Source organism: Rhodococcus sp. IEGM 27 (assembly GCF_033142305.1).
Taxonomy (GTDB): Bacteria; Actinomycetota; Actinomycetes; order Mycobacteriales; family Mycobacteriaceae; genus Rhodococcus_F; species Rhodococcus_F oxybenzonivorans.
The window spans coordinates 413,912-438,499 of the sequence record NZ_JAWLSG010000001.1; the positions used below are offsets into that span (position 1 = coordinate 413,912).

Genomic DNA, 24,588 nt, shown 5'->3' on the forward strand with positions numbered 1-24,588 from the left:
CGACACACGGGCACCGCCCCCATTCGCGGAGAGCCCGGTTCAGGCCGCCCGGTCGAGCGCGGCGTGCACCCGACGCCGAAGTTCGTCCACAGTCACCGAAACCTCGAGTATCTCGCGGGCCGTGCCGTCCGCGGCTCGGAGCACGCCCAGCAGCACGTGCTCGGGTCCGATGTGATTGTCCTTGCGGGCAAGGGCTTCCCGTAGGGACAGTTCGAGCGCTTTCTTGGCGTCCTTCGTGAACGGGATGTGGCCCGACTTGCGCCCGAACCAGCCGCGCGGCCCCTTGGGCGGCTCGGGATCGAGGACGCCCTTACCGAAGGTCTGTTCGAGACTGCGGCGGACGGCGTCGAGATCGATGCCGATCGATCCGAGTGCGTCCGCATCCGCATCGCTGAGCGCTATACCCCGTTCGGCGACAGTGCGTCTCGCGGCCGCAAGGACAAGGCCGGAATCGGCGAGGATGCCCTGGACGGGTTCGGTCGGCACGGACAGAAGCCCGAGAACGAGGTGTTCGGGACCGATCCGCGGCGACTTCAGAGCGCGAGCCTCCTTCTGGGCATCGATCACCACGGCACGGGCATCCGTCGAAAATCGTTCGAACATGGGGAGCTACCTCCCTTTCCGATTGTGCTTCTGATGGACCGCTTGCCTGCTCACCTCGAGCGAGTCGGCAATCGCCTGCCAGGACCAGCCCTGAGCGCGAGCGTTGTCGACCTGAATAGCTTCGAGCCGCTCCAGAAGACGTCGCAGGGCACGCACGGCCCGTAACCCCTCGGCGGGATCCGGGCTTCCCGCTGCAGCTGCGAGTGTCGTTGCCTCCGTCATGCATGTCAATCTAGGTTGACAACCGGTCGGGTGTCAACCTTTCTTGACGCCTTCTCGACGGCTCAGTACGCGGCGACCGCCCCGTCGACCGCCTTCTGCAGCTCGCACTGCGCGGTGTGGGCAATGTCCATCGGCTTGGCGGGGAGAGCAGTGAGCGGTTGAGCGACATACACACTCGCGCCCTTCACCAGCTCGGTATCGGCGCCGTGCGCGTCCGGGCCGTAGCTGATGCCGATCGAGAGCAGCGTGGGAGCGACACCTCGATCGACAGCGCGCTTGGCGATGTGACCGATGCCGCTGTTGATGTGCTGGAGCCGGGTCGGGTCGCTCTCATTGCAGGTGCCCTCCGGGAAGATCGCGAGGTTGTCTCCCCGGCACAATCTTTCGGCCGCCACGTCCATCATGAGACGCCCCGCATCCGCCACGGCGCGCAAGCCGTAGTTCTTACTGCGGAACACTGGGATCCCGCCCATCATGTCGACCTTCTTGCGGAGATCGGGGTCGGTGAACAACTCGTCCTTGGCCAGTACGCGGGTCCTGCCGATCACTCGGCGCAGAGGCGTCTTCCATGCAGTCGCGGCAAGCGTGTACTGATCGCTGTGCGTCACATGATTGGCGGCCACGAGCAGTACCGCTCCGGACTTGACGAGCTCGGTCAGCTGCTCCTCGGCGCCGTCGGCGTATCGAACCCGCGGCCGGTACTTCATGCTCAACATCGCGTACGCCAGCTTGGCCAGCACCCGGTTCTGCTGATGATCGCGGTAATAGTCGTACACCGCACGGTAGTTCTCGAGGGTTACCTCGGGCCTGTCCATACCTAGTCCCCGATCGCATCGTCCTGACCTCAGGCTACCAACCTACGGTTCCGTAGCCTACGGAGGCGTAGGTACTGGGATCGTGCTGCAAAGGTGTATGAATTGACTGGTTTCGGGTAAAACAGACCTGTGATCCGCTCGGCCATCGTCACCGACCTGCCCACTCTCCAACAGATCGAAGTTGCCGCAGGAGCTCCGTTCCGCGACATCGGAATGGACGCGATCGCGGAGGATCCGCCGCCCTCACTCGACGAGTTGAGGGAGTTTCTGGATGCGGGGAGGATTTGGGTCGCCGCGGACGCAGACGGCGACCCGGTCGCATATGCCCTGGTTGCGCTCGTGGACGGCGCCGCGCACATCGAACAGGTCTCGGTCCATCCCAGCGCCGCCCGGCAGGGACTCGGCGCGCTCCTCCTCGACGAGATCTCGTCCTGGGCGGCGGAACGCGGCCTTCCGGCCCTCACACTGACCACCTTCGTCGACGTTCCGTGGAATGCGCCGTACTACGAGCGGCTGGGCTTTCGGCCCCTGCAGGATTGCGAACTCACCCCCGGGCTGTCGCAGATTCGCGCGGACGAGGCACGCAACGGACTGGCAGCGTGGCCGCGCGTCACCATGACGCGACCTGTCGCCACGCCCGCACGCCGGGCGCAGCCGACGAGTCAGCCGGCCTGACTCAGCCACTCCCGGTCTGACTCAGCCACTCTCAGGCGGTATGACCTGGCCAGACTCCGGTATGCGCGAACTCGTCCAGCAACGCAGTCGGCCCGGTGAGGTCGATGCCCTCGGCGCTGACCCACCGGTCGTCGTAATAAGTGTCCGCGTAGCGCTCACCGCCGTCGCAGAGGATGGTCACGACACTGCCGGAGCGGCCGGCCGCGAGCATCTCCGCCACCACCGAGAACGCGCCCCACAGGTTCGTGCCGGTGGAACCGCCCACACGCCGGCCCAGAGCCGAACTGGCATGGCGCATGGTGGCGATGGAAGCGGCGTCGGGTACGCGCATCATCCGGTCGATGACCTGTCCGACGAACGAAGGTTCCACGCGAGGCCTGCCGATGCCCTCGATACGGGACGGCAGCCCGGTCGCGTAGTCACAGGAATTGGTGTCGTACCCACCGAAGAAGGCCGAGTTCTCGGGGTCCACCACGAGGAGTCGGGTGGCGTGCCTGCGGTACCGGATATAACGCCCCAGCGTCGCGCTGGTGCCTCCGGTACCGGCACTCATCACGATCCACTCCGGCACCGGGTGCTCCTCACGCGCCATCTGCTGATAGATCGACTCGGCGATGTTGTTGTTGCCCCGCCAGTCGGTGGCCCGCTCGGCGTGGGTGAACTGATCCATGAAGTGGCCGTTCGTCTCCGCCGCGAGCCTGCGGGCCTCGCTGTAGATCTCGGGCGGGCGATCGATGAAGTGACAGCGCCCACCTTGCGCCTCGATCAGCGCGACCTTGGCGCCGCTCGTGCTGCGCGGCATCACCGCCACGAAGTCGAGGCCCAGCATCTTGGCGAAGTAGGCCTCACTGACCGCTGTCGAACCGGACGACGCCTCGATGACCGTGGTTCCCTCGGTGATCCACCCGTTGCAGATCGCGTACAGAAATAGTGAACGGGCCAACCGGTGCTTGAGGCTTCCCGTGATGTGCGTCGACTCGTCCTTCAGGTACAGCTGCACGCCCCACGCCGGGGGAAGCGGGTATCGGAGCAGATGCGTGTCGGCACTGCGCTGCGCGTCGGCCTCGATCAGACGAACCGCATTGTCCACCCAGTCTCGGGACCGGCTCCGGTCGATGACGACGCAGTCGGCGTCCGTCACCGGTCCTCGCCGCGGAGTTTCGCGCGCAGGTCAGCCTGGTCCGCGCGGCGCTGCGCGTCGAACGCAGCGATCCCCTCGTTCACCCGGCGCCGAAGTGTCGCGAACAACAGCAGAGACAGCGGAAGGGCGATCAGGACCCCGAAGATGGCGGCGACGAGCAGCGGGATCGTCACCCCGACCAGCGCCGCGACTCCGAGGATGATGCCCGCGATGACGACGACGAGGAGCAGTCGAGCGAAGGAGTAGAGCGCGACGTCGCGAGCCAGACGACCCTTCGTGACCCGTTCGGCCGGCTGCGGGGCCGCCGACCCTGCGGTCACGGGGGGCTCGGCCTGATCGGCTGGCTTCGGGTTCTTCGGCTTCTCACTGGGCTCGCTCACGACCCCCAGATTACCCACCCACCGGGGCGCGCTCGAACGTCCGACTTATCCGATTTGTCTATTACCTCCCCTTTACCAACATTAGATCGTTCGAGTACCTGAGGGTTGTGATGCCACGATGACCGTATTCAGTCGCGATTGCGACCAGCTGCAGCACTGACAGAACGAAAACAGCGGAGGACCGTCGATGAGCGCACCCACCTACAACGGATCCGGTTTCAGCGGACCGAACGAAGCCCTCATGACCCCGGGCCAGGTGGCCGCCCTGTTCCACGTCGACCCCAAAACCGTCACTCGGTGGGCGCACGCGGGCAGGCTCGGCTCGCTCCGGACACCCGGTGGCCACCGCCGGTTCCGTGAGGCCGAAGTGATGCAACTGCTCCGCTCGCTCACCACGGAGGCTGCCCGACCCTGAACACCTTGGCTGCCCGACCCTGAACACCTTGGCTGCCCGACCCTGAACACCTTGGCTGCCCGACCCTGAACACGGAGGCTGCGCGACCTGGAACCTATGGACGGGCCCGCCCCTGAGGGGGTAGGTGCCGTCGGCTTCTTACACGGCTACGCTCGAGGGATACCGGCTACCCGAGCGGTGTAAGGAGGTGCGCGGTGCTGTATTTGTTGGCGCTCATCGGGCTCGTGGTCGTGGCGTTTCTACTCTGGAAAGCGTTCGGCCCGAATACGAAGCCAGTTCTCGGCGACAGGGTTCTCGGACCCGACGACGATCCAGATTTTCTGTGGCGCATGAGTCGGGACGCCCGACGGAGGAAGTCGGACGAGCCCGACACGGGTTCGCCGGATACCACTGGGTGATTTCCCCCGCGGTTCGGTTACTGCGTCAGCGATGATCCTGGAGCGCGAAGGTGGAGGCTGGAAAGTCGGACGCCACCGCTGCAGCGAGTTCGAGTAGGGCATTGCGCGTCTTGGGCCGCAGGCGATCGAGTTCGATCTCGGCGCCTTCTTCGAGGTGTGGATCGAACGGGATGAGCCGGACCAGCCGGCACCGCTGTTCGAAGTGTTCGACCACTTTCGGCAGATCAACTTTGCCGGAGCGCGGGCGGACGGCGTTGACGACGGCCACGGACTTCGCGACGAGTTCGCGGTAGCCGTGCGCATCGAGCCAGTCGAGCGTCGCCGAGGCGCTGCGGGCACCGTCGACCGACCCCGAGCTGACCACCACGAGTGCGTCGGCCTCTTCCAGAATCGTCTGCATCGCGGAGTGCATCAGCCCGGTGCCGCAGTCGGTGAGGACGATGCTGTAGAACTTCTCGAGCATTGCGACCGTGCGCGCGTAGTCGTCCGCGCTGAACGCCTCCGACACCGCCGGGTCGCTGTCCGATGCGAGTACCTCGAGCCGATGCCGACTCTGTGACGTGTAACTGCGGACGTCACTGTACTTTTCGATGCTGTGTTCGTCGCGGAGCAGGTTCCGCACGGTAGCGGGGGTTTCCAGGGGGATCTTCTGGCTGAGCGTGCCGCGGTCCGGGTTGGCGTCGACCGCGATCACTCGATCACCGCGCAACGATGCGAACGTCGATCCCAGTGTGGCCGTGGTGGTGGTCTTGCCGACTCCACCCTTGAGGCTCAGCAGAGCGATCTTGTAGCAGCCCTGCAACGGCTGGTTGACCTGCTTGGTGAGCTCGATGCGGCGCTGTTCCTTGGCGCTGTTCCCCAGGTTGATGTAGCGACCGGACACCTGGTACAGCATTCTGCGCCACCCCGTGGTGGGGGCAGGCTTGACCTGCTTGAGCAGAAGTGACGTGGACAGGTCTCGCGCGGATACCGCGTACTGCTGCTGCTCGGGACGCACGGTCTGCGGACGGCTCGCCGGATGCTGCTCGGGAGCCGACGTGTACGCGGCGGGAGCAGGTTGCTGCGTGTGCGACGGCTGCTGTTGCGCGGGGGCCGTGAACGTCGGAGCCGGGGCGGGCTGCGGAGATCCGGGAGCCAGTGTGGGCGGCGGTGCCTGAGTGGGAGCCGCGGCCGGGGGCTGCGTCTGAGGACGCGCCGGCGTCGCGGCGGGGGCCTGATGCCCCGGCTGCGCGAAGGGGTTGGGACCCTGCGGCTGAACGTACGGCGCCTGCCGCGCGGCGTTGTGCGGTGTGGATCCCACGGTGGTGTCGGCGGGCGGGTTCGATGCCGGCCGCACCGGCTCCCACACGCCAGCGTTGTTTTCGGACATGGCCGAACATCCCCCCTAGATGAAGTCTCCGTAGTCCCCACCGCTTCACACCGCTGGGAGACGTCGCGGCGGAAGAATATCAGTCGGTGGTGACCGTCAGGTCAGGCCCGCATACGAATGCAGTCCCGACACCACCATGTTGATGATGAACAGATTGAACAGCATCGCGACGAAGCCGGCGATGTTGATCCATGCGGCTTTGGTATCGCGCCATCCGGAGGTCGCTCGGGCGTGGAGATATGCCGCATAGATCACCCAGGCGATGAACGACATCGTTTCCTTGGGATCCCATCCCCAGAACCGCCCCCAGGCGGCTTCGGCCCAGATCGCCCCCAGGATGACACCGGCGCCGAACAGCGGGAACCCGATGATCGTGGTCTTGTACGCCAATCGGTCCAAGGTCTGCGCGTCGGGCAGGCGCTCCGCCACCCGCGCGAAGACGCCCGTTCCTTCCTCGCCGCGCGGGTAGCGCATCCGCAGCAGGAACAACAGGCTGGCGATGCCCGACACCAGGAAGACGCCCGAACCCACGCTGACGATGGTGACGTGGATGGGAAGCCAGTACGACCGCAGCGCCGGCACCACCGGTGCCGCATCCGCGTAGAGCACCGTGGCGGCGAGGAACATCAGGATGAGAATGGGGACGAGCAGGAAAACCCACATCGGCCGGTATGCCGGCTTCGACAGGAGCGCCAGCCCCACGACGAGCGCCGCCCCGCAGGCCATGGTGACGAACTCGTACATGTTGCCGAGCGGGAAACGCTCGGTGGCAAATCCCCGGAGCACGATCGACGCGAAGATGAGAACAGTGCCCACCACGAGCACCGCAGACCCCATGCCGCCGAAACGCTCGGCCATCGGCTTCTTCGGCTGCTCGACCACGCGTCCGGGAACCGTCGCCGAGCCGGCGGGCCTGGCACCCGCCGCCACGAGCTCCTTGTCCTGCACGGCGCGCGCCCTCGTCGACGCGTACTGCACGATCAGCAGCACGAGCGCGAGCGCGAGCACCGTGAACGCTGATCGGAAGGCCCAGTCGCTGTACTGCGCCAGTGTCTCGTTGGTCGTCATCGTCGCTTCTCCTGCGCGTCAGGCTTCGTGTCGTCCGTCAGCAGACGGGCGCAGAGCCGGTCGAACTCGTCACCCCAGCCGGCCTGATCGGTCCGGGCGAGTCCGCCAAGCTCTACTACAGTACGTCGTGGGTCAAGATCGGCGGGGTCCGCGGGATAGATGCGGGCCCAGACGCGGCGCCGCTTGATCAGCAGCGACACCAGCAGCCCCGCCATCATCGTCAGAGCCGACACCAGCACCCACTGTTGCGCCGGATCGTGCGACACCTGCACATTGACGAAGTCCACGGCGCCGTCGAACCGCACCTGCGTGCCGTCGGCGAGCGTCGCGCTCTCCCCCGGCATGAGGTTGACCCGATCCTGCTTCACCAGCCGGCCCTGGTTGATCAGTTCGGTATTGAGGGAGAACAGCGACTGCGGGTTGCCGGTGTCGAGGCCGGTGTCGCCCTTGTAGATGTCGATTGCCACCGCCGGGTCCTTCATCGCCGGATGACTCGACGCGAGCAGGTTGCCGTGGAACAGCGCGGTGGGGGCGAACAAGCCCTCGATCGCGATCTGATTCTTACGGCGTTCGTCCGTGTCGGGGTACATGCCGCCAGGCGGATCGAATCGCATGGCCCCGCTGCTGAGGAACGTCGTCGCATCGTCGGGTCGCCATTGCAGCGTTTCGGTCCGCGTCTCACCGCCAGGGAACGTGACGGTGAATGTCGGCGCGTATCCGTGTCCCTGCAGGTAGACACGGTCCCCCTCGACACGGAGAGGATGATTGACCTGCAACTGATTGTCGCGCCAGGTACCGGTTTCGAGGTCGTCACCGGCCTGGTACGAAATGTTCGACGTGAACATCTCGGCCTGACCGTTGTCGAGGTAGTCGGCGGTGAAATCCTTGACCTTGAGACACAGCGGGGTCATTCCCGTGCCGTCCTGCGTGTTTCCTGCCTTGAACGAATCGAACACGGCAGGGGACGTGGTGCAGAAGCCGGGACCGTTGTTGGCGACCACGATCACGTTGCCCTCGTACCCGAACAGTTTGCCGACGGCGATGGCCACCAGCAGACCGACGAGCGAGAGGTGGAAGACGAGGTTGCCGAGTTCGCGCGTGTAGCCCTTCTCCGCAGAGAGCGTGATCTCACCGTCGCGGACCGGGCGTGCGCCGCCGGTGCGGGTCTCCACCCGCCACCCTTTCAGCGAAATACGGATACGGGCGGCGAGTTCGTCGGGCGTCTCGTCGACCCGGCGCTCGACGTGGTGGGGCAGACGCGCGAGGTTGCGGGGCGCCGCCACCGGACGCGTGCGCAGTGCTTTCGCATGGTCGACACAACGCGGAAGGATGCAGCCGACCAGCGAGATGAAGAGCAGGACGTAGACCGCGGTGAACCAGAAACTGCCGAATACGTCGAAGAGTTCGAGCCGGTCCATCCAGGGACCGAGGGTCGGCCGATTCGCGATGTACTCGTCGACCTTGCCCGCATTGAGGCTGCGCTGGGGCAGCAAGGCCCCGGGTATCGCCGCGAGCGCCAGCAGGAACAGCAACACCAGGGCCGTCCGCATCGACGTGAGCCCACGCCAGGTGTTGCGGACCAGCGCGAAAGCCCGGCCCGGCAGCGATTGGCGGGGTACCGGTGCGGCTTCCGGGGCCTCGGGGATCTGGGTGTCGCTCATATGGGCAAAGTCACTTCCGAGATGAAGGCGTCGCGAATCCAGCCGACGAATTGATCCCACGCGCCGGTGACGAGGGCGATGCCCACCGCCACGAGCATGATGCCGCCGAAGATTTGGATGGTTCGCGCGTTGCGGCGCAGCCAGCCCACACCCCGCAGCGCGCGGGAGGAGCCGAGGGCCAGGATGACGAAGGGCAGGCCCAGGCCGAGGCAGTAGGCGACGATCAGGGCGACGCCGCGGGCCGCGGTGGCGCCGTCGGTGCCGGCGGCAAGGGAGATGACGCCGGCCAGTGTCGGACCGAGGCAGGGTGTCCACCCCAACGCGAATACCGCACCCAGCAGCGGGGCTCCAGCCAGGCTGGAGATGCGCCGCGGCTCGAGCCGGGTGTCACGCTGCAACGCCGGGATCAAGCCGATGAACACCAACCCCATGGCGATCGTCACGACACCTCCGACCCGCATCAGTACTTCGCGGTTGACGGAGAGGACCGAGATCGCGCCGAAGACCGACGCCGTGGCCATGACGAACACGACCGTGAAACCGGCCACGAACAGAGTTGCGGCCCCGGCGACGCGCAGGCGTCCGTCTGTCACCGTCTTCGTGCGCGTCGCGGCTTCTTCGGCGGTGACGGCTGGAGCGTCGGCTCCCACGACACCCGCCAGGTACGACAGGTAACCGGGGACGAGCGGAACTACGCACGGCGAGGCGAACGAGACCAGGCCGGCGAGAACGCAGGCGCCGAGCGCAAGGAACAGAGGTCCCGACGAGGCGGTGGACTGGAAGGCCTCGCCGACGCCCCCGGCGAGAAGGGTGGTACCGGTAGTCACGATTCCTGCGCCACCCGTTCGACTACCGGCTGCAGGTCGTCCGCCAGCAATTCCTTCAGGAACACCGCTGCGACACGGTGTTCACGATCGAGCACGACCGTGGTGGGAATGACACTCGTCGGGTAGTTCGCCCCCAGGGCGATCATCGTCCGCATGGCGGGGTCGTAAATCGACGGATACGACACGTTGTTGTTGATCACGAAGTCCTGCGCCTTGTCTTGCTGATTGTCCCGGACGTTGATCCCGAGAAACGCGACACCTTGGTCTTTGGTCGCCTCGTAGACCTGCTCGAGGTCGTTCGCCTCGCCGCGGCACGGCCCGCACCACTGCCCCCAGACGTTGAGGACCACTACCTGGCCCTCGTAGTCGTCGAGGGAGGTGGTCTTGCCCTCCGTCATGAGGTCGGGTCCGGACACGGTGCCGATGGTGCCGCGATCGGCCGGTGGATCGTAGAAGATTTCCGTCTGACCGCCTGGGGAGACGAAGTCGAACGTGCCTCCCTGGGCCACGGCGTCGTCGCCGGACGCACACGCCGACAGCGACACCGCGGCCATGCAGATCACCGCGAGAAGCCCGGCGAAGCGCCCCCGAATCATGCCCCGCTCACCCTCGGATCCGATGCGCCCGCGGGCTCCGAGTACACGATGTCGATGAGGGTGTCGCCCTCGTAGACGAGCGACGTCAGCGACGCCAGCGAGCACTGGCGGTGACGCGGGTCGTGCCACAACCGCTCCCCCTGCAGGAATCGGCGCAGCGTCCAGACGGGAAGTTGGTGGCTGACGACCACGGCCTCGTGACCGACGGCGGCCACGCGCGCGCTGTTGACGGCGGCAAGCATTCGGTGCGCGATCTGCAGGTACGGCTCACCCCAGGACGGAGTGAACGGATCTCGCAGCTTCCACCAGTGACGGGGGCGTGCGAGCGCGCCGTCGCCCACCGACACCTTGAGTCCCTCGAACTCGTTACCCGCCTCGATGAGGTTCTCGTCGGTTGCGATCTCGAGTCCGTGCTTCTCGGCGATCGGCGCCGCCGTTTCCTGCGCCCGTTGCAGCGGCGATGCAACCACGTGGGTGATGTCGTGGGTCGCCAGGACGGACGCTACGGCGCGGGCCTGTGCCTCACCCGTCACCGACAGGCGGAAACCGGGAAGCCTGCCGTAGAGAATTCCTCGCGGGTTGTGCACTTCGCCGTGCCGGAGCACGTGCACGATCGTGCGGGTCTGGGTGTGGTCGGGGTGAGCGGCATCGGTCACGGTGCGGTTCCTCGGGTCGGGGCGGGGAGTCGGGTGGCTGAATCGACGCGGCGCGTCAGGACTGGACAGACGGTCAGGGCTGGGTGGCCGCCGCGGCGGCCTTCGCTGCATGCGGCAGGGCGTCGGCGATGATGGAGAAGGCTTTGTCGTCCATGGCAGCCGAGACGAACCAGGCCTCGAACGCGCTGGGCGGTGGGTACACCCCGCGCGAGAGCAGGCCATGGAAGAAGGCCGGGAACCGCCACGTCTGCGCCGCTTTCGCCTCGGCGTAGTTGGTGACCGGTTCTTCGGTGAAGAAGACGCTGAGCATCGTTCCTGCGGTCTGCACTCGATGGGGCACGCCTGCCGCGGTCAGCGATTCGGACAGCAAGTTCTGCAGGGTGACGCTGTTGCGCTCGAGGGCGTCGTAGACACTCGCATCGGCCGCGCGCAGGCTCGCGAGACCGGCGGCGACGGCGACGGGGTTTCCCGACAGCGTGCCCGCCTGGTAGACGGGACCGGCGGGCGCCAGGTGAGCCATGACGTCGGCGCGGCCACCGAAGGCGGCAGCGGGCAGACCGCCGCTCATCACCTTGCCGAACGTGTAGAGGTCGCCTGCGACACCCTCCAGTCCGTACCAGCCGGCCGAGCTGACGCGGAATCCCGTCATCACCTCGTCCATGATCAGCAGCGCGCCGTGCTCGCGGGTGAGCGTGCGCAGTCCCTCGTTGAATCCGGGCTGGGGTGCGATGGCACCCATGTTGCCTGCGGCGGCCTCGGTGATGACGCACGCGATCTGGCCCTCGTTGGCGGCAAACGCCTGCGCGACGGCCTCGAGGTCGTTGTAGGGCACGACGATGGTGTCCTCCGCCTGCGCGCCTGTCACGCCGGGCGATGTCGGCAGGCCGAACGTGGCCAGGCCGGAACCGGCGTCGGCGAGCAGGGCGTCGACGTGGCCGTGGTAGCAACCCGAGAACTTCACGATCTTGCTCCGGCCGGTGAATCCCCTGGCAAGTCGGACCGCGCTCATGGTGGCCTCGGTGCCGGAATTGACCAGCCGCACCTTGTCCACCGGCGCGACGCGGGCGACGATCTCCTCGGCCAGTTCGATCTCACCCTCGGTGGGTGCTCCGAAGGACAGCCCCGTGGCGGCCGCCTTCTGGACTGCCTCGACGACAGCGGGATGGGCGTGGCCGAGAATCATCGGACCCCAGGAACAGATGAGGTCGACGTAGTCGTTGCCGTCGACGTCGGTGAGTGTGTAACCGGCAGCCTTCTCGATGAAGCGCGGGGTTCCGCCGACCGAACCGAAGGCCCGCACCGGTGAGTTGACGCCGCCGGGAATGACCACGTCGGCCCGGTCGAAGAGCTGAGCGGAACGGGAAGCGTGCACGTCGGGGCCACCGGAGGAAACAGTCACGGCCTCCAGTGTCCCAGTTCTGTCGAATTTGCCAACGACAGGGTGTAGTGGGTGGCCAGTATCACTTGTGTGCGGTCACCCGGGGACGAGGGAGTCGAACATCGCCCGCATCTCCTCGGACAGCTTCATCAGCTCGACGTAGCCGCCGAGGGGGCCGCCGTCGAGGTAGGCGAATTCCATCCCGACTCCCTCGAACCGCCCCTGCTGGACGACGGCCAGCCCGCGGCGCGCCGCCTCCGCCAGCGTGGCCTCGAAGTCGTCGGGAACCCACGCCACGTGGTGCACTCCGGGACCGCTCCTCTCCAACTGCTCGACATAGAGGTTGCGGCCCGACACCGGCTCGATGAGTTCGAGCTGCTGCCCTCCGGCGTACCCGAGCGACACGTGGACGACGTAGTCGGCGGGCTCCCCGCGGTACGTGCAGTGATCGGGACCGAAATGCACATTCGGCAGTCGCAGCCATTTCGCGACTCCGAACTGGTCGGTGAAATGGCGCTCCGCCGTGTCGAGGTCCTCGACCACCCAGCAGACCTGAAATATCGGTCCGGTGACGAGACTCATGCCCCGGGCTCCGTCAGGCCGCGCGGAGATGCGGTTTTCGTGTCCATTCCCTGGATGATGCCCTGTTCGCCGTTCGGGTACTCACAGATTGCCGCGCGCCGCCTGCTCCCGCTCGATGGACTCGAACAGCGCCCGGAAGTTTCCCGCGCCGAAACCGAGGGATCCGTGCCGCTCGATCAGTTCGAAGAACATGGTGGGCCGGTCGCCCAGCGGCCTGGTGAAGATCTGGAGCAGATAGCCGTCCTCGTCTCGGTCGACGAGGATTCCGCGTTTGTGCAATTCCTCCACCGGCACTCGGACCTTGCCGATCCGGGAGCGAAGCTCTGGATCCTCGTAGTACGCATCGGGGGTACTCAGAAATTCGACACCCTCCGCTCGCAGAGCGTCGACGGCCGCGAGGATGTCGCCTGTCGCCAGTGCGAGGTGCTGGCATCCCGGCCCACCATAGAACTCGAGATACTCGTCGATCTGCGACTTCTTCTTGCCGACGGCGGGCTCGTTGAGCGGGAATTTCACGCGGTGGTTTCCATTGGCGACCACTTTCGACATCAGTGCCGAGTACTCCGTGGCGATGTCGTCACCGACGAATTCGGCCATGTTCGTGAATCCCATGACCCGGTTGTAGAAGCGGACCCAATGGTCCATCCGGCCCATCTCGACGTTGCCCACCGCATGATCGAGCGCCTCGAACAACCGCCTCGGCCTTCCCGGCCTCGGTACGAAAGCGCTACTGCGCGAAACGTATCCCGGCAGGTACGGGCCGTCGTACCGGCTGCGGTCGACGATGGTGTGCCGAGTGTCACCGTAGGTGGCGATCGCCGCCAGCCGGACGGTACCGAACTCGTCGGCGACGTCGTGCGGCTCTTCCAGGATCGTGGCGCCCTGCGAACGCGCGTGGGCGATGCACCGGTCGACGTCCAGCACCTCCATCGCGAGATCCGTGACGCCGTCGCCGTGCGTCCGGTGATGATCAGCGAGAGAGCTTTTCGGGTCCACCGCACCGTGGAGCACGAATCGCGCCGAACCCGACTCGAGCACGAACGACTTGTGCGTGCGCTGACCGGTCTCGGGGCCGGCGTACGCAACGAGTGCCATCCCCCAAGTCGACACGTAGTACTGCATGCTCTGTGTCGCATTGCCGCACACGAACACCACGGCGTCCAAGGCGACCACGGGAAAGGGATCCGAGGCGTCGTCGTGTTCGACGAGGCCGACCAGTTGCCGGAGCCCGGCGGTGTCGAGCCGGGCGGCCACTTCACGCGGAGTCAGTCGAATGTCGGCAGTAGTCATGCAAAAACTGTGATTCAGATCACTGCCATGCGCAACTGTGCGATTTTAGGATGGTCAATGTGTACACAATGTTGGACACTATCCGCATTTCATCGTACAAGGTGACCAAGGGATGACGATGGCTCTCGACCGGCTCGACGCCGCACTCCTCGATCTTCTCCATGACGAACCGAAGGTCGGGGTCCTCGAGGCCTCACGCCGACTCGGGGTGGCGCGTGGCACAGTCCAGGCGCGGATCGACCGCCTCGAACGCTCCGGGGTGATCACCGGCTCGGCGCCGACCCTCGATCCCGAGGCCCTGGGTTTTCCGGTCATCGCATTCGCCACCCTCGAGATCGCCCAGGGCACCGGACACGCCGCCGTGGTCGAGCATCTGACCGCCATCCCCGAAGTGTTGGAAGCGCATACGATCACGGGCGCCGGTGACGTCCTGGTGCGGGTGGTGGCGCGCACGAATGCCGATCTGCAACGTGTGATCAATTCGATCGTCGACGGCCGCAACGTCTTACGCTCGTCCACCGTGATCGCTACGCAGACCCAGATCGCACTACGCCATCAGCAACTCGTCCGGGCTGCGGCCAACGGTTCCGCCACCCGGTAGAACTCGGCCGCGTTCCCGACGACACCGAGTCCGGCCACCCGTCCCGTGTAGTGGGACACGGTGAACTCCGGCGGCAGATAGCCGTCGTTCGGGACAAGTGGGAAGCGAGGATCCACGACGTGCAGATGTGCGTCGAAAACCCGTCGTCCGCCCGTGCCGTCGTTGCCGGTACTCACACCCGCAACTGTAGGGCTCCCGCTAGGGTCGACTCATGGCCACCACAGCTGACCACCTGAGAAGCACACTCGACGGGCGCTGGAGGGAAGTACGCGAGCGCGTGCGGGCGGAATTGTCCGCGACGCCCGATTTCGCTCCGCACTACACCCCCGATCTGGAAGAGGCGCGAGCCAAGACGCTCGAGCAGATGCGTCTACTCGCAGGCAACGGCTACGCAGCCGACGGGTTCAGGAAGGACCACGGCGGAACCGGGGACGCCGGGGCCGCGGTGACGAGCATCGAAATGCTGGCGATGTCCGACCTGTCGCTGATGGTCAAGGCGGGCGTGCAGTGGGGACTTTTCGGCGGAGCCATCGAAAATCTGGGCACCGCTCGCCACCACGAGGCATACGTCAAGCCTCTCATCGACCTGGACCTGCTGGGTTGCTTCGCGATGACGGAGACCGGCCACGGCAGCGATGTCCAGGCACTCGAGACCACCGCCACCTACGACGCGACCACCGGTGAATTCGTCGTCCACTCCCCCACCCCGTCGTCCCGCAAGGACTACATCGGCGGGGCCGCACAACACGCGACGATGGCGGCCGTCTTCGCGCAATTGGTGACGCAGGGTGAACACCACGGCGTGCACTGTTTCCTCGTCCCGATTCGCGACGAGGACGGCAACGACCTTCCGGGCGTTCACACCTCCGACTGCGGCTACAAGGGTGGGCTCCCCGGAGTCGACAACGGCCGCATCACCTTTGATCAGGTGCGCATTCCGCGGGTGAATCTGCTCAACAGGTACGCCGACGTCGCGGAGGACGGCACCTATTCCTCCCCGATCGACAACGCCAATCGCCGCTTCTTCACGATGGTGGGAACCCTCGTGCGGGGACGCGTCACCGTCGGTGGATCAGCCGGCGCCGCGGCCCGCGTCGCACTGTCGATCGCGACCCGATACGCGTTGCAGCGCCGCCAGTTCAGTGCGCCGCAGAGCGAAGACGAAGTGCTGCTCATGGACTACCTCGTGCACCAGCGACGGCTCTTCCCGTTGATCGCACGGTCCTACGCGCTGCAGTTCGCGCAGAACGAACTGGTATCGAAGATGCATGACATCCAGAGCATCGAGGATGCCGATCCGCAGGAGCAGCGCGAACTCGAGGGTCGGGCGGCCGGCCTCAAGGCAGCGAACACCTGGCACGCCACCCGCGCCATCCAGGAAGCCCGGGAAGCGTGCGGCGGCGCCGGGTACATGGCGGAGAATCGGCTGACGGCTCTCAAGGCGGACACCGACGTGTTCACCACTTTCGAGGGCGACAACCACGTGCTGACCCAGCTGGTTGCCAAGGAACTGCTCACGTCCTACGCCGACGAGGTCCGCGGGATGAGTCCCGTCGAGTGGATGCGTTTCGCCGCCACGACCGTGTCGGACGTCGTCAAGACCCGCACAGCGGCGCAGCAGATCATTCAGACCATCCTCGACACGCGTCAGGACAACGAAGAGGACGGCAGCCTCTTCAACCGCGGGACACAGCTCACCATGTTCGAGGACCGCGAGCAGTACCTGCTCTCGACCGCGGCTCGCCGGCTCCAGGGTGCGCAGAAGCGTGAGGAAAACCCGTTCGACGCGTTCAACTTCGTCCAGGATCACGTAATGCACGCCGCGCAGGCGCACATCGACCGGGTGGTGCTCGAAGCATTCATCGCCGGTATCGACGAATGTCAGGACGAGGAAGCACGCAACCTTCTGAGCGACGTTTGCGACCTTTACGCGCTCAGCATCATCGAGGAAGACAAGGCGTGGTTCATGGAACACCGCCACCTGTCGGTCGAGCGGTCCAAAGCGGTGCAGCGGGGAATCAACGACCGTTGCCGGAAGCTGCGCCCCCACGCGGCGACGCTCGTCGAGGGACTGGGAGTGCCGGAGGCGCTACTCGGCTCCGCGATGATCGACGGGCCGGGAACCGACACGATCCGCAAGACTCAGATCTTCCGGTGACGTCGACGGCTCGGCGGGGTGACCCGTCGGGCCGGCAACCCGCCTGCGGACCGCGTCGATCACGAGCAGGCCCGCAACGGTGACGAGGGCGGCGGCGCCGGCGATCCACGAACCCGAGTACTCGGTTCCCTGGTAGGACGGGGCGCCCGGTGCGACCGGACCGAAATCGGAGGTAACTCGTGCCGAGGTCCAGCACCACACCGCCAGAATTGATAGGACGATGGCCGAGGCGATCTCCGCCGCCGACCCTATGGCGCGTCGATTCACTGTTCGGCCCCTCCGTCGGCCTTTGCGAGCAGTGACTCGAGCTGCGCCCGCAACCCCTCGTCGTCCTTCGCCCATGCTTGCACCAGTGCGCCGCCCCGCAGTCGAAGCCCGATACCCGATCGTCGCCGGGGCACCGCGGACAGCTCACCGAGCGTCCGGGCCGTCTCCCAGGGCTGGGGTGTGTACGTCTCGGTGTCCGGCGGAGGCAGGATCTTCACGATCTCGCTGATCGGTAGTTCCTCGGTGCCCTGCCGCAGCAGAGTAGGTGTGAGTTCCACGCTCGCGTGCCGGCGGGCGGCAACTACCTGCACGTAGAGGAACCCGCTGAGGAGGGCGGCGAACAACGGCAGGGCGAACCAGTGCACCACCGGACCTGTCAGAAGTTCGATTACCAACGCGACAGTGCAGAACACCGGGCCGAATGCCACCAACCGCCAGCGCGCGCCGGGCTCACTGAACAAAATCTCCTCAGCCACGGACTGCCCGGCTTCTTGCGGTCGCGCGGTGGTCCACGCCCGGCGGGATCACCTCAGGAAACGGCACCGGGAATGACGACGAGCAGCAAGGTCAGCAGTACGAAGGCCACGATAATGGCGAACATCAGTGCTTCCCTGCGTGACCCGTGTGCCCGATCTTCAGCGCGCATGTAGAAAAGCCCTTCGGTAGAAGAAGTCTGCCGTGTGCTGTTGTGACGTACTTCACGGTACATCTTTATGTTTCACGATCAAACTCGAGCTACGACGCGGGCAGCTTCGAGAAATAACTGTTCGAGTCTTTCCGGTGCATCAGCACGACGGCACCCACCGCCACCACAGCCTGCAGGATCTGCACACCTCCGACGGCGAGCGCGATACTACTGCCGTCCGATCCGATTCCGAACAGCACCGGCACCGTCCAGACCACCATCGTGACGCTCACGACCGTCAGCAAGGTTCTCGCCCAGTTCCTGCCCTTCCGCATGAAATGGACGAAAAGGACGAACAGGCCCGTCAGGAGCACAATGACGACACCAGTGACGGCTATACCTACGTAGAAGAGCATCTCCACGTTCTCCCGCGTCATCGCGACCTCGCCGGATTTCACGCTGGGATTGGTCATCAGTTCGTCGACGAAGGTCGACTTCTCACGAACGACCAGGACCATCGCCGCCACCGCCTGGATCACACCGAGCACGGCCACCACCCACAGCAGCTGCGCCGCCGTGCCCACATCGACCGGTGCGGGGCGCTCGGGCTTCGGCTGCGGCGCGGGCGGCGGATAGGCCCCGTACTGGTTCGGGCCCTGCGGCGGTGCCTGTTGTGGCGGAATCTGGTGTTGCGCCGTCTGATGTGGCGGTGTCTGGTGTGGCGGGGTGTGCGGCCACTGCGAAGTCATGGCACCACCGTATCCGCCACCGGACGCCGCGCCGCATTCATCCCAGCCAGCCCGCCGCTTCGGTGGCCCAGTAGGTGAGAACGATGTCGGCGCCCGCCCGCCGGATGCTCGTCAACGATTCGAGGATTGCGGCGTCCCGATCGATCCAGCCGTTCTGCGCAGCCGCCGTGATCATCGAGTACTCACCCGAAATCTGGTATGCCGCAACAGGAACCGGCGACTTGTCCGCCACTTCGCGCAGAATGTCCAGATACGACATCGCCGGTTTCACCATGACGAGGTCGGCGCCTTCCTCGATATCGAGATCCACTTCGCGCAGCGACTCCCGCCGATTGGCCGAGTCCTGCTGATACGTTCTCCGGTCACCCTGCAGGGACGAGCCCACAGCCTCACGGAACGGCCCATAGAAAGCGGAGGCGTATTTCGCGGAGTACGCCAGCTGACCGACTTCGGTGTGACCCGCGGCGTCCAGCGCCTTCCGGATGGCGGCAACCTGACCGTCCATCATCCCGCTCGGACCGAGCAGGTGGGCACCGGCATCGGCCTGTGAAACGGCCATGTCCACATACCTGAGCAGCGTCCGATCGTTGTCGACCGCGCCGCTGTCGTCGAGCACCCCACAGTGACCGTGCTCCGTGAACTCGTCCAGGCACGTGTCCGCCATGATGACGGTCGCGTCACCGAGTTCCTCTGCAAGGGAGCGCAACCCACGGTTCAAGATGCCGTCCGGATCGCTGGCGCCGGAACCCTCGGCGTCCTTGTCGTCGGGACGCGGCACGCCGAACAACATCAGCCCACCGACACCCGCCTCCACAGCCTCGATGGCCGCCGACCTCAGCGATGCGAGCGTGTGCTGGAAGACGCCGGGCATCGAGGAAATCTCCCGCGGCTCGTCGATGCCGTCCGCCACGAACATCGGCAGAACCAGATGTCGTGGCTCGAGCGAAGTCTCGGCGACGAGTCTGCGCAACGCCGGAGTGCGGCGCAACCGCCGCGGCCGGTGGGTCGGAAACACGGAAGGGCCCTCCTTCGTCGGGCCTGTGAGTGGTTGACGAGTGCCTGGACTCCTCAACCACTCACAGGCGCGTAGCGCCTATCGCCGGGCGCGGGACTTCTTGCGCGGCGGGGGCAGTGCACCCTCGGCGCGCAGTCGCGCGGCGTGCTCGGCGAGAGCCTCCACCAGCGGGCCGACCTGAGCGGTCTCCGGCTGTACGTCCACGCGCAGTCCGAACTCCACTGCGGTTTCCGCGGTCTTGGGACCGATGCAGGCCACGAGGGTCCGTGCATGCGGCTTTCCCGCGATACCGACGAGATTGCGGACCGTCGACGACGAGGTGAAGCAGACCGCGTCGAACCCACCGGTCTTGATCATCTCGCGGGTCTCGGCCGGCGGCGGCGCAGCCCGGACGGTGCGGTAGGCGGTGACATCGTCGATTTCCCAGCCGCGTTCACGCAAACCCTCGGCGAGTGTTTCGGTGGCAATGTCGGCGCGGGGCAACAGAACTCGGTTGACGGGATCGAACACGTCGTCGTACGGAGCGAACTCGGCCAGCAGACCCTCGCTCGACTGCTCACCGGACGGCACGAGTTCGGGGTTGATCCCGAACGACCGGACCTTGGCGGCCGTGGCCTCGCCGATGCAGGCGATCTTGACGCCGGAGAACGCGCGGGCGTCGAGCCCGAACTCCTCGAACTTCTCCCACACCGCACGCACCGCGTTGGTGGAGGTGAACACCACCCACTGGTAGCGGCCGTCGACCAGGCCCTTGACGGAACGTTCCATCTGGGCGGGACTGCGGGGCGGCTCCACGGCGATGGTCGGCACCTCGATCGGGATGGCGCCGTGAGTGACCAGGCGGTCGCTCATCTCCCCGGCCTGATCCTTCGTGCGGGGCACGAGGACCTTCCAGCCGTACAGGGCACGCGATTCCCACCACGACATCTTGCTGCGCTGGGCCACCACCTTGCCGACCGTCACCACGAGGGAGCCGACCAGTTCGGAACCGGCCTCGTTGAGGGTGGCGAGGGTGGCCTCGACGGTGCGCTGCTGCCGGGTGGTGCCGCGAACGGTGATCGCGGCCGGGGTCTGCGGAGCAAGACCGTGTTCGACGAGCGCGCTCGCCGTCTCGGCCAGGTGCCCCGACGTGGCGTGCAGCACCAACGGTCCGGGCGCCGCGGCCAGCGCCGCCCAATCGACCTCACCGCGGACGTCGGCCTCGGTGTGTCCCGAGCCCAGCGCCATGCCAGCGTACGACGGCACAGCGGACGCGGCAGGGAGTCCGGGCAGGACCTCGAACTGCACCTGAGTGCGCGCCACTGCCGCGACCTCGGCGATCACCGAATCGGTGGTCAGCGGGTCACCGGACACGAGGCGGACGACGTCGTGGCCGTTGCGGGCCTCGTGCACGAGGGTCTTCGCGACCTCGGCCGGTTCACCGAGAGCCGGGCGGACCTCGGCGAGCGGCTCACCGGTTTCCGCGTCGACGCCCAGGTCGGTGCCGACCAGGACGGTGACGCCCTTGTCGACGTCGGGGTCGGTGAAGGCCAGCGTCGCTGCGGCAAGGACGTCCCGTGCGTGCACAGTGAGCAGGGCCGGATCGCCCGGTCCGGATCCCACGAACAGGATCCGTCCGGGGGTGTTCTTTCGGACTCGGCTCATCGGTAATTCTCCAGTGCGATCATGTGTCGAGATGGGTACAGGGGGCGGGCCGGCCGATCGGTCGGCCTTCGCACATCAAACATCGGCATCACCGGCCTCGGTGACGTTCATCAGCTCGCGCGCCCCGAGTTCGAGGAGTTCCCGTGCGACCGAGCGGCCGAGTTCTTCGGCGTTGTCCGGGGAGCCCACTGCCCCCGTGCGTATGACGTCCGAACCGTCGATGGCTGCTGCGCAACCCCGGACGGAGAGTTCGTCGAAGCTGCGGCCGTCGTCGTCGAGTGATTCGACGACTTCCGCGATTGCCCCGACAGGTGCGGTGCATCCGGCCTCGAGTTCGGCGAGGAGGGCACGTTCCGCGGTGACGGCGGCGCGGCTGTTCGGGTCGTCGAGCTCGGCCAGGATCGATACGAGCGCGGTGTTGCCGGACAGGCATTCCACGGCCAACGCACCCTGGGCAGGTGCAGGCAGCATCTGGACGGGTTCGAGGGACTCGGTGATCAGGTCCAGTCGGCCGATACGCGCCAGCCCCGCCCGCGCCAGGATGACGGCATCGAGTTCGCCCGACTCCACCTTGCCGAGCCGACGCTGCAGGTTGCCGCGCAGAGGGCGGATGTCGAGACCGAGGCCGAGTGCCCGCAGTTGCGAGGTGCGGCGCGGCGCCGACGTACCGACCTTCGACCCGACCGGAAGTTCACCGAGAACGAGTCCGTCGCGGGCGACCAGCGCATCACGCGGGTCCTCGCGCGGCGGAATCGCGGCAATGGTGAACCGTTCGTCCCGGGCGGTCGGCAGATCTTTGTACGAGTGAACGGCCACGTCGACGCGGCCGTCGACGAGCGCTTCCCGAAGTTCCGCGGTGAAGACACCGACCCCGATCTTCTCCACCGACTCCATGGACTGATCGCCCTTGGTCTTGATGATGACGAGTTCGGCTTCGTGTCCGGCGGAGATCAGTGCGTCACGCACGGTGCCGGCCTGGGTGGTGGCGAGTTCGCTTCCGCGGGTACCGATCCGCAGGGTGCGGGTGCCGACGGCGCTCATGCCTGCGGTTCCTTCCCTTGGTTGTCGCCCGCGACGAAACGGCGCAGACGGGGGTCCTGACCCGCGATGAATCCGTCGGTGATGTCGATGGCACCGAGATCGGTCGGCTTTGCCACCGCCTCCACGGATCCGGGGCTCAGCTCGAACAGTTCGCGTAGCGCGGCGGCGTACGAGTCGCCACCCGGCGCCGACGCGAGCTGTTTCACCCGCACGGTAGGAGCGTGCAGCAGCTTGTCGACCACTCGACGGACGGTGCGTGCCACCTCGTCGCGCTCGGGGTCGTCGAGCCCGGGGAGCCGGGAATCGAGCCTCAGCAACTCGGCTTCGACGACGTCCGCGGCGCGCTGACGCAGGGCGGTGACGGTCGGCGTCACCTCGGCCAGCCGCTGGCCGGCGAGATACTGGGCGAGCTCACTCGCCACGATGGCCCGGGCGGCATCGGCGTCCGATGCGGCGGCCCCTGCGGCGGGGTCGCGCTGCAGCGACTCCATGTCCAGCACGGTGACCCCGGGCAGTCCCGAGACCGCGTGCTCGACGTCGCGGGGCAGACCGAGGTCGCAGATGACGAGTGGACGTTCGGGGTCGCGGTCGGGCTGAGCCAGCGCACGGTGCGTATCCGCGAGTGTGACGACGGCACCGACCGCGCCGGTACAGGTCACGAGCACATCCGCCTGCGCCATCGCCGTGGGCAGGTGACCGAGCTCGAACGCCTCCGCTTCGACACCGCCCGACCGGGCCGTGTCGGCCAGGTGCTCCGCTCGCTCCGCGGTGCGGTTGACGACGAGTATCCGGCCGATGCCCGCACGGGTGAGGTATGCGACCGAGAGTCCGCCCATCGAGCCGGCGCCGACGACCACCGCGGTCCGGCCACTGAGCCCACCGGCGCCGATGACGCCGGCGGCGCGGTCGAGGGCCACCGAGACGACCGACGCGCCCGCCGAGTCGATTCCCGTCTCCGCGTGAACCCGCTTGCCGACGCGTAACGCCTGCTGGGCGAGCTCGTGCAACGTGCGTCCGGCGGCCTGCTGGGCGTCTGAGGACGCGTAGGCGGTCCGGATCTGACCGAGAATCTGCTGTTCGCCGATCACCATCGAATCGAGTCCGCTGGCCACCGCGAACAGGTGCTCCGCGGCCGCCTCGCTGTACCGCACATAGGCGTGGCGGTGCAGGTCGGTGAGGTCGAGCCCGGAATGATCCGCCAGCAGTTCACCGACCTCGGTGAGCGCACCGTGGAACGCGTCGACGACGGCGTAGATCTCCACCCGGTTGCAGGTCGAGACGATCATCGCTTCCGAGATGTGCGTCGACGCCAGAAGCTTGTCCGTCAGCTTCGGTCGATCGGTCTCGGTGACAGCAACCCGCTCGAGAACCGGCACGGGAGCCGTCCGGTGCGAGACCCCGACAAGCAGAACACTCACGGCGCGATCACTGATCCGTTTCTTGGTGCGGTGGACGGGACAGCCGAATGTCCGATGCGCACGCGCGGGGCCGTGGGTACGACGTCCGCGGCCCGAGCGCCAGGAGCCGACTCGGTGTTGCGTGCGCTGTTGAACGAGAGGACCTGCATCTCGACCGCAAGGTCGACGCGGCGCATCTCGACGTGGTCCGGGACGTCGAGTGCGGTCGGCGAGAAGCTGAGGATGCACCGCAGCCCGGCGCCGACGAGGCGGTCGCATACGTCCTGCGCGGCCTCGTCCGGAGTCGAGATGACGCCGATGGTGGCTTCGAGTTCGGCGCAGGCCTGTTCGAGTTCGTCGACGTGGCGCACCACGAGGTCGCCTACCGGGGTGCCGACACGAGCCGGGTCGCTGTCGAACAGACCCACCATCGAAAATCCGCGGCGACCGAAACCGCCGTAACCCGCGAGGGCCTGGCCGAGGTTTCCGACACCGACGAGGACCACCTTGTGCCCGCGGTCCAGACCGAGTGCTCGTTCGATGCGTGCCCGCAGCCGCGTCACGTCGTAGCCGACCCCCCGCACCCCGTTGGGGCCGAGGAAAGACAGGTCCTTGCGGAGCTTGGCCGAACCCACACCGGAAGCGGCGGCGAGTTCCTCACTCGAGACGATGATCGTGCCGCGGTCCGCCAGCATTCCGAGGACCCGCAGGTACGTCGCCAGCCGCGTGACCGTAGCCTGGGGGATGTCCCGCGATTCGGGGAGCGGCGATCCGGGGGCTGGTGACTGGACGGCGGACGGACCGACTGCGCCCGTGACGCCATGGGCCACAGACCCATGCGTCTGGTGCGTTTCGGTCACGTCGTTGGCTCCTCGTCCGACCGGCATTCTCTGCCGTTCTCCACGATGCTCCGGGGAATTGTTCACACCACGGTAACTGCTTGTGAACCCATGCACAAAGTCGCTGCGACTGCGCGACATGCACTCCTACCTGCACAGCATCCGAAGTTCGCAGT

Annotated in this window: 28 protein-coding genes; 5 read left to right on the plus strand and 23 right to left on the minus strand. The window is 66.6% G+C overall.

The genetic code is table 11. The features are described 5' to 3' along the window. Nucleotides 1–39: 39 nt before the first annotated feature. The 3 genes from R4P95_RS01920 to R4P95_RS01930 form a co-directional block, all read right to left on the minus strand. Nucleotides 40–603 (minus strand): Clp protease N-terminal domain-containing protein, encoded by a 564-nt coding sequence (locus R4P95_RS01920; RefSeq protein WP_213573091.1) that lies wholly within the window; start codon nucleotides 601–603, stop codon nucleotides 40–42. A 6-nt stretch (nucleotides 604–609) separates the two neighbouring features. Then, complete coding sequence (locus R4P95_RS01925) at nucleotides 610–825, minus strand: helix-turn-helix domain-containing protein (protein ID WP_109327895.1); 216 nt, start codon at nucleotides 823–825, stop codon at nucleotides 610–612. Between the two features lie 62 nt (nucleotides 826–887). Further along, the gene (locus R4P95_RS01930; protein WP_317743443.1) at nucleotides 888–1,640 is read right to left on the minus strand and encodes a lysophospholipid acyltransferase family protein; all 753 of its coding nucleotides are present in this window, start codon (nucleotides 1,638–1,640) and stop codon (nucleotides 888–890) included. A 129-nt stretch (nucleotides 1,641–1,769) separates the two neighbouring features. On the opposite strand from R4P95_RS01930, the gene R4P95_RS01935 reads away from it, so the two are divergent. Next, nucleotides 1,770–2,315: a GNAT family N-acetyltransferase gene (locus R4P95_RS01935; protein WP_213573093.1), complete on the plus strand. Its 546-nt coding sequence runs from the start codon at nucleotides 1,770–1,772 to the stop codon at nucleotides 2,313–2,315. A gap of 31 nt (nucleotides 2,316–2,346) precedes the next feature. On the opposite strand, the gene R4P95_RS01940 is transcribed toward R4P95_RS01935, so the two are convergent. Both R4P95_RS01940 and R4P95_RS01945 read right to left on the minus strand, forming a co-directional pair. Continuing rightward, nucleotides 2,347–3,456, minus strand: a complete 1,110-nt coding sequence (locus tag R4P95_RS01940) for a PLP-dependent cysteine synthase family protein (protein WP_213573094.1) — start codon at nucleotides 3,454–3,456, stop codon at nucleotides 2,347–2,349. Further along, nucleotides 3,453–3,836 carry a DUF4229 domain-containing protein gene (locus R4P95_RS01945; protein ID WP_208962352.1) on the minus strand — a complete coding sequence of 128 codons (384 nt, stop codon included), beginning with the start codon at nucleotides 3,834–3,836 and terminating at the stop codon, nucleotides 3,453–3,455. The genes R4P95_RS01940 and R4P95_RS01945 overlap by 4 nt, the downstream gene beginning before the upstream one ends. A 187-nt stretch (nucleotides 3,837–4,023) precedes the next feature. Here R4P95_RS01945 and R4P95_RS01950 point away from each other — a divergent pair, with 187 nt between their 5' ends. Beyond that, nucleotides 4,024–4,251, plus strand: coding sequence for a BldC family transcriptional regulator (locus R4P95_RS01950; protein WP_109327888.1), 228 nt, complete (start codon nucleotides 4,024–4,026; stop codon nucleotides 4,249–4,251). Between the two features lie 194 nt (nucleotides 4,252–4,445). Beyond that, nucleotides 4,446–4,649, plus strand: coding sequence for a hypothetical protein (locus R4P95_RS01955; RefSeq protein WP_249353950.1), 204 nt, complete (start codon nucleotides 4,446–4,448; stop codon nucleotides 4,647–4,649). Nucleotides 4,650–4,674: 25 nt separating this feature from the next. Here the strand turns inward: R4P95_RS01955 and R4P95_RS01960 are convergent, their stop codons facing one another. The 9 genes from R4P95_RS01960 to hppD form a co-directional block, all read right to left on the minus strand. Next, nucleotides 4,675–6,018, minus strand: coding sequence for a MinD/ParA family protein (locus R4P95_RS01960; RefSeq protein ID WP_317743444.1), 1,344 nt, complete (start codon nucleotides 6,016–6,018; stop codon nucleotides 4,675–4,677). 96 nt (nucleotides 6,019–6,114) lie between these two features. Then, complete coding sequence (gene ccsB, locus R4P95_RS01965; RefSeq protein WP_213573096.1) at nucleotides 6,115–7,086, minus strand: c-type cytochrome biogenesis protein CcsB; 972 nt, start codon at nucleotides 7,084–7,086, stop codon at nucleotides 6,115–6,117. Beyond that, nucleotides 7,083–8,747: a cytochrome c biogenesis protein ResB gene (locus tag R4P95_RS01970; RefSeq protein ID WP_317743445.1), complete on the minus strand. Its 1,665-nt coding sequence runs from the start codon at nucleotides 8,745–8,747 to the stop codon at nucleotides 7,083–7,085. Before R4P95_RS01970 ends, ccsB begins: the two co-directional genes overlap by 4 nt. Continuing rightward, entirely contained in the window at nucleotides 8,744–9,574 is an 831-nt protein-coding gene (locus R4P95_RS01975; protein WP_317743446.1) for a cytochrome c biogenesis CcdA family protein, read from the minus strand. Before R4P95_RS01975 ends, R4P95_RS01970 begins: the two co-directional genes overlap by 4 nt. After that, nucleotides 9,571–10,170: a TlpA disulfide reductase family protein gene (locus R4P95_RS01980; protein WP_317743447.1), complete on the minus strand. Its 600-nt coding sequence runs from the start codon at nucleotides 10,168–10,170 to the stop codon at nucleotides 9,571–9,573. Before R4P95_RS01980 ends, R4P95_RS01975 begins: the two co-directional genes overlap by 4 nt. Continuing rightward, nucleotides 10,167–10,826 carry a histidine phosphatase family protein gene (locus R4P95_RS01985; RefSeq protein ID WP_109327872.1) on the minus strand — a complete coding sequence of 220 codons (660 nt, stop codon included), beginning with the start codon at nucleotides 10,824–10,826 and terminating at the stop codon, nucleotides 10,167–10,169. Before R4P95_RS01985 ends, R4P95_RS01980 begins: the two co-directional genes overlap by 4 nt. A 73-nt stretch (nucleotides 10,827–10,899) precedes the next feature. After that, a complete protein-coding gene (gene hemL, locus R4P95_RS01990; protein WP_213573100.1) occupies nucleotides 10,900–12,225 on the minus strand; it encodes a glutamate-1-semialdehyde 2,1-aminomutase in 1,326 nt (441 codons plus the stop codon). 75 nt (nucleotides 12,226–12,300) lie between these two features. Then, on the minus strand, nucleotides 12,301–12,786 hold the full coding sequence (locus tag R4P95_RS01995) for a VOC family protein (protein ID WP_317743449.1): 486 nt from the start codon (nucleotides 12,784–12,786) through the stop codon (nucleotides 12,301–12,303). An 81-nt stretch (nucleotides 12,787–12,867) separates the two neighbouring features. Beyond that, nucleotides 12,868–14,076, minus strand: a complete 1,209-nt coding sequence (hppD, locus tag R4P95_RS02000) for a 4-hydroxyphenylpyruvate dioxygenase (protein WP_213573102.1) — start codon at nucleotides 14,074–14,076, stop codon at nucleotides 12,868–12,870. A 118-nt stretch (nucleotides 14,077–14,194) separates the two neighbouring features. Here hppD and R4P95_RS02005 point away from each other — a divergent pair, with 118 nt between their 5' ends. Then, nucleotides 14,195–14,677, plus strand: a complete 483-nt coding sequence (locus tag R4P95_RS02005; protein ID WP_213578218.1) for an Lrp/AsnC family transcriptional regulator — start codon at nucleotides 14,195–14,197, stop codon at nucleotides 14,675–14,677. Here R4P95_RS02005 and R4P95_RS02010 read toward each other — a convergent pair. Next, entirely contained in the window at nucleotides 14,632–14,853 is a 222-nt protein-coding gene (locus R4P95_RS02010) for a hypothetical protein (protein ID WP_317743955.1), read from the minus strand. The two genes, R4P95_RS02005 and R4P95_RS02010, sit on opposite strands and share 46 nt — an antisense overlap. Nucleotides 14,854–14,888: 35 nt before the next feature. Here R4P95_RS02010 and R4P95_RS02015 point away from each other — a divergent pair, with 35 nt between their 5' ends. After that, nucleotides 14,889–16,835: an acyl-CoA dehydrogenase gene (locus R4P95_RS02015; protein ID WP_317743451.1), complete on the plus strand. Its 1,947-nt coding sequence runs from the start codon at nucleotides 14,889–14,891 to the stop codon at nucleotides 16,833–16,835. Here the strand turns inward: R4P95_RS02015 and R4P95_RS02020 are convergent. From R4P95_RS02020 to R4P95_RS02055, 8 genes are all read right to left on the minus strand, one after another. Next, entirely contained in the window at nucleotides 16,767–17,102 is a 336-nt protein-coding gene (locus R4P95_RS02020) for a hypothetical protein (RefSeq protein ID WP_317743452.1), read from the minus strand. The two genes, R4P95_RS02015 and R4P95_RS02020, sit on opposite strands and share 69 nt — an antisense overlap. After that, nucleotides 17,099–17,578, minus strand: a complete 480-nt coding sequence (locus tag R4P95_RS02025) for a hypothetical protein (RefSeq protein WP_213573105.1) — start codon at nucleotides 17,576–17,578, stop codon at nucleotides 17,099–17,101. Before R4P95_RS02025 ends, R4P95_RS02020 begins: the two co-directional genes overlap by 4 nt. A 259-nt stretch (nucleotides 17,579–17,837) precedes the next feature. Further along, the gene (locus tag R4P95_RS02030) at nucleotides 17,838–18,476 is read right to left on the minus strand and encodes a hypothetical protein (RefSeq protein ID WP_317743453.1); all 639 of its coding nucleotides are present in this window, start codon (nucleotides 18,474–18,476) and stop codon (nucleotides 17,838–17,840) included. A gap of 37 nt (nucleotides 18,477–18,513) precedes the next feature. Next, nucleotides 18,514–19,491 carry a porphobilinogen synthase gene (hemB, locus tag R4P95_RS02035; RefSeq protein WP_213573107.1) on the minus strand — a complete coding sequence of 326 codons (978 nt, stop codon included), beginning with the start codon at nucleotides 19,489–19,491 and terminating at the stop codon, nucleotides 18,514–18,516. Between the two features lie 78 nt (nucleotides 19,492–19,569). Continuing rightward, nucleotides 19,570–21,135 (minus strand): uroporphyrinogen-III synthase, encoded by a 1,566-nt coding sequence (locus R4P95_RS02040; protein WP_109327853.1) that lies wholly within the window; start codon nucleotides 21,133–21,135, stop codon nucleotides 19,570–19,572. Nucleotides 21,136–21,210: 75 nt separating this feature from the next. Then, a complete protein-coding gene (gene hemC, locus R4P95_RS02045) occupies nucleotides 21,211–22,176 on the minus strand; it encodes a hydroxymethylbilane synthase (protein ID WP_109327851.1) in 966 nt (321 codons plus the stop codon). Then, nucleotides 22,173–23,594, minus strand: coding sequence for a glutamyl-tRNA reductase (locus tag R4P95_RS02050; RefSeq protein WP_213573108.1), 1,422 nt, complete (start codon nucleotides 23,592–23,594; stop codon nucleotides 22,173–22,175). Before R4P95_RS02050 ends, hemC begins: the two co-directional genes overlap by 4 nt. Then, complete coding sequence (locus tag R4P95_RS02055; RefSeq protein WP_317743926.1) at nucleotides 23,591–24,460, minus strand: redox-sensing transcriptional repressor Rex; 870 nt, start codon at nucleotides 24,458–24,460, stop codon at nucleotides 23,591–23,593. The genes R4P95_RS02050 and R4P95_RS02055 overlap by 4 nt, the downstream gene beginning before the upstream one ends. Nucleotides 24,461–24,588: the final 128 nt, after the last annotated feature.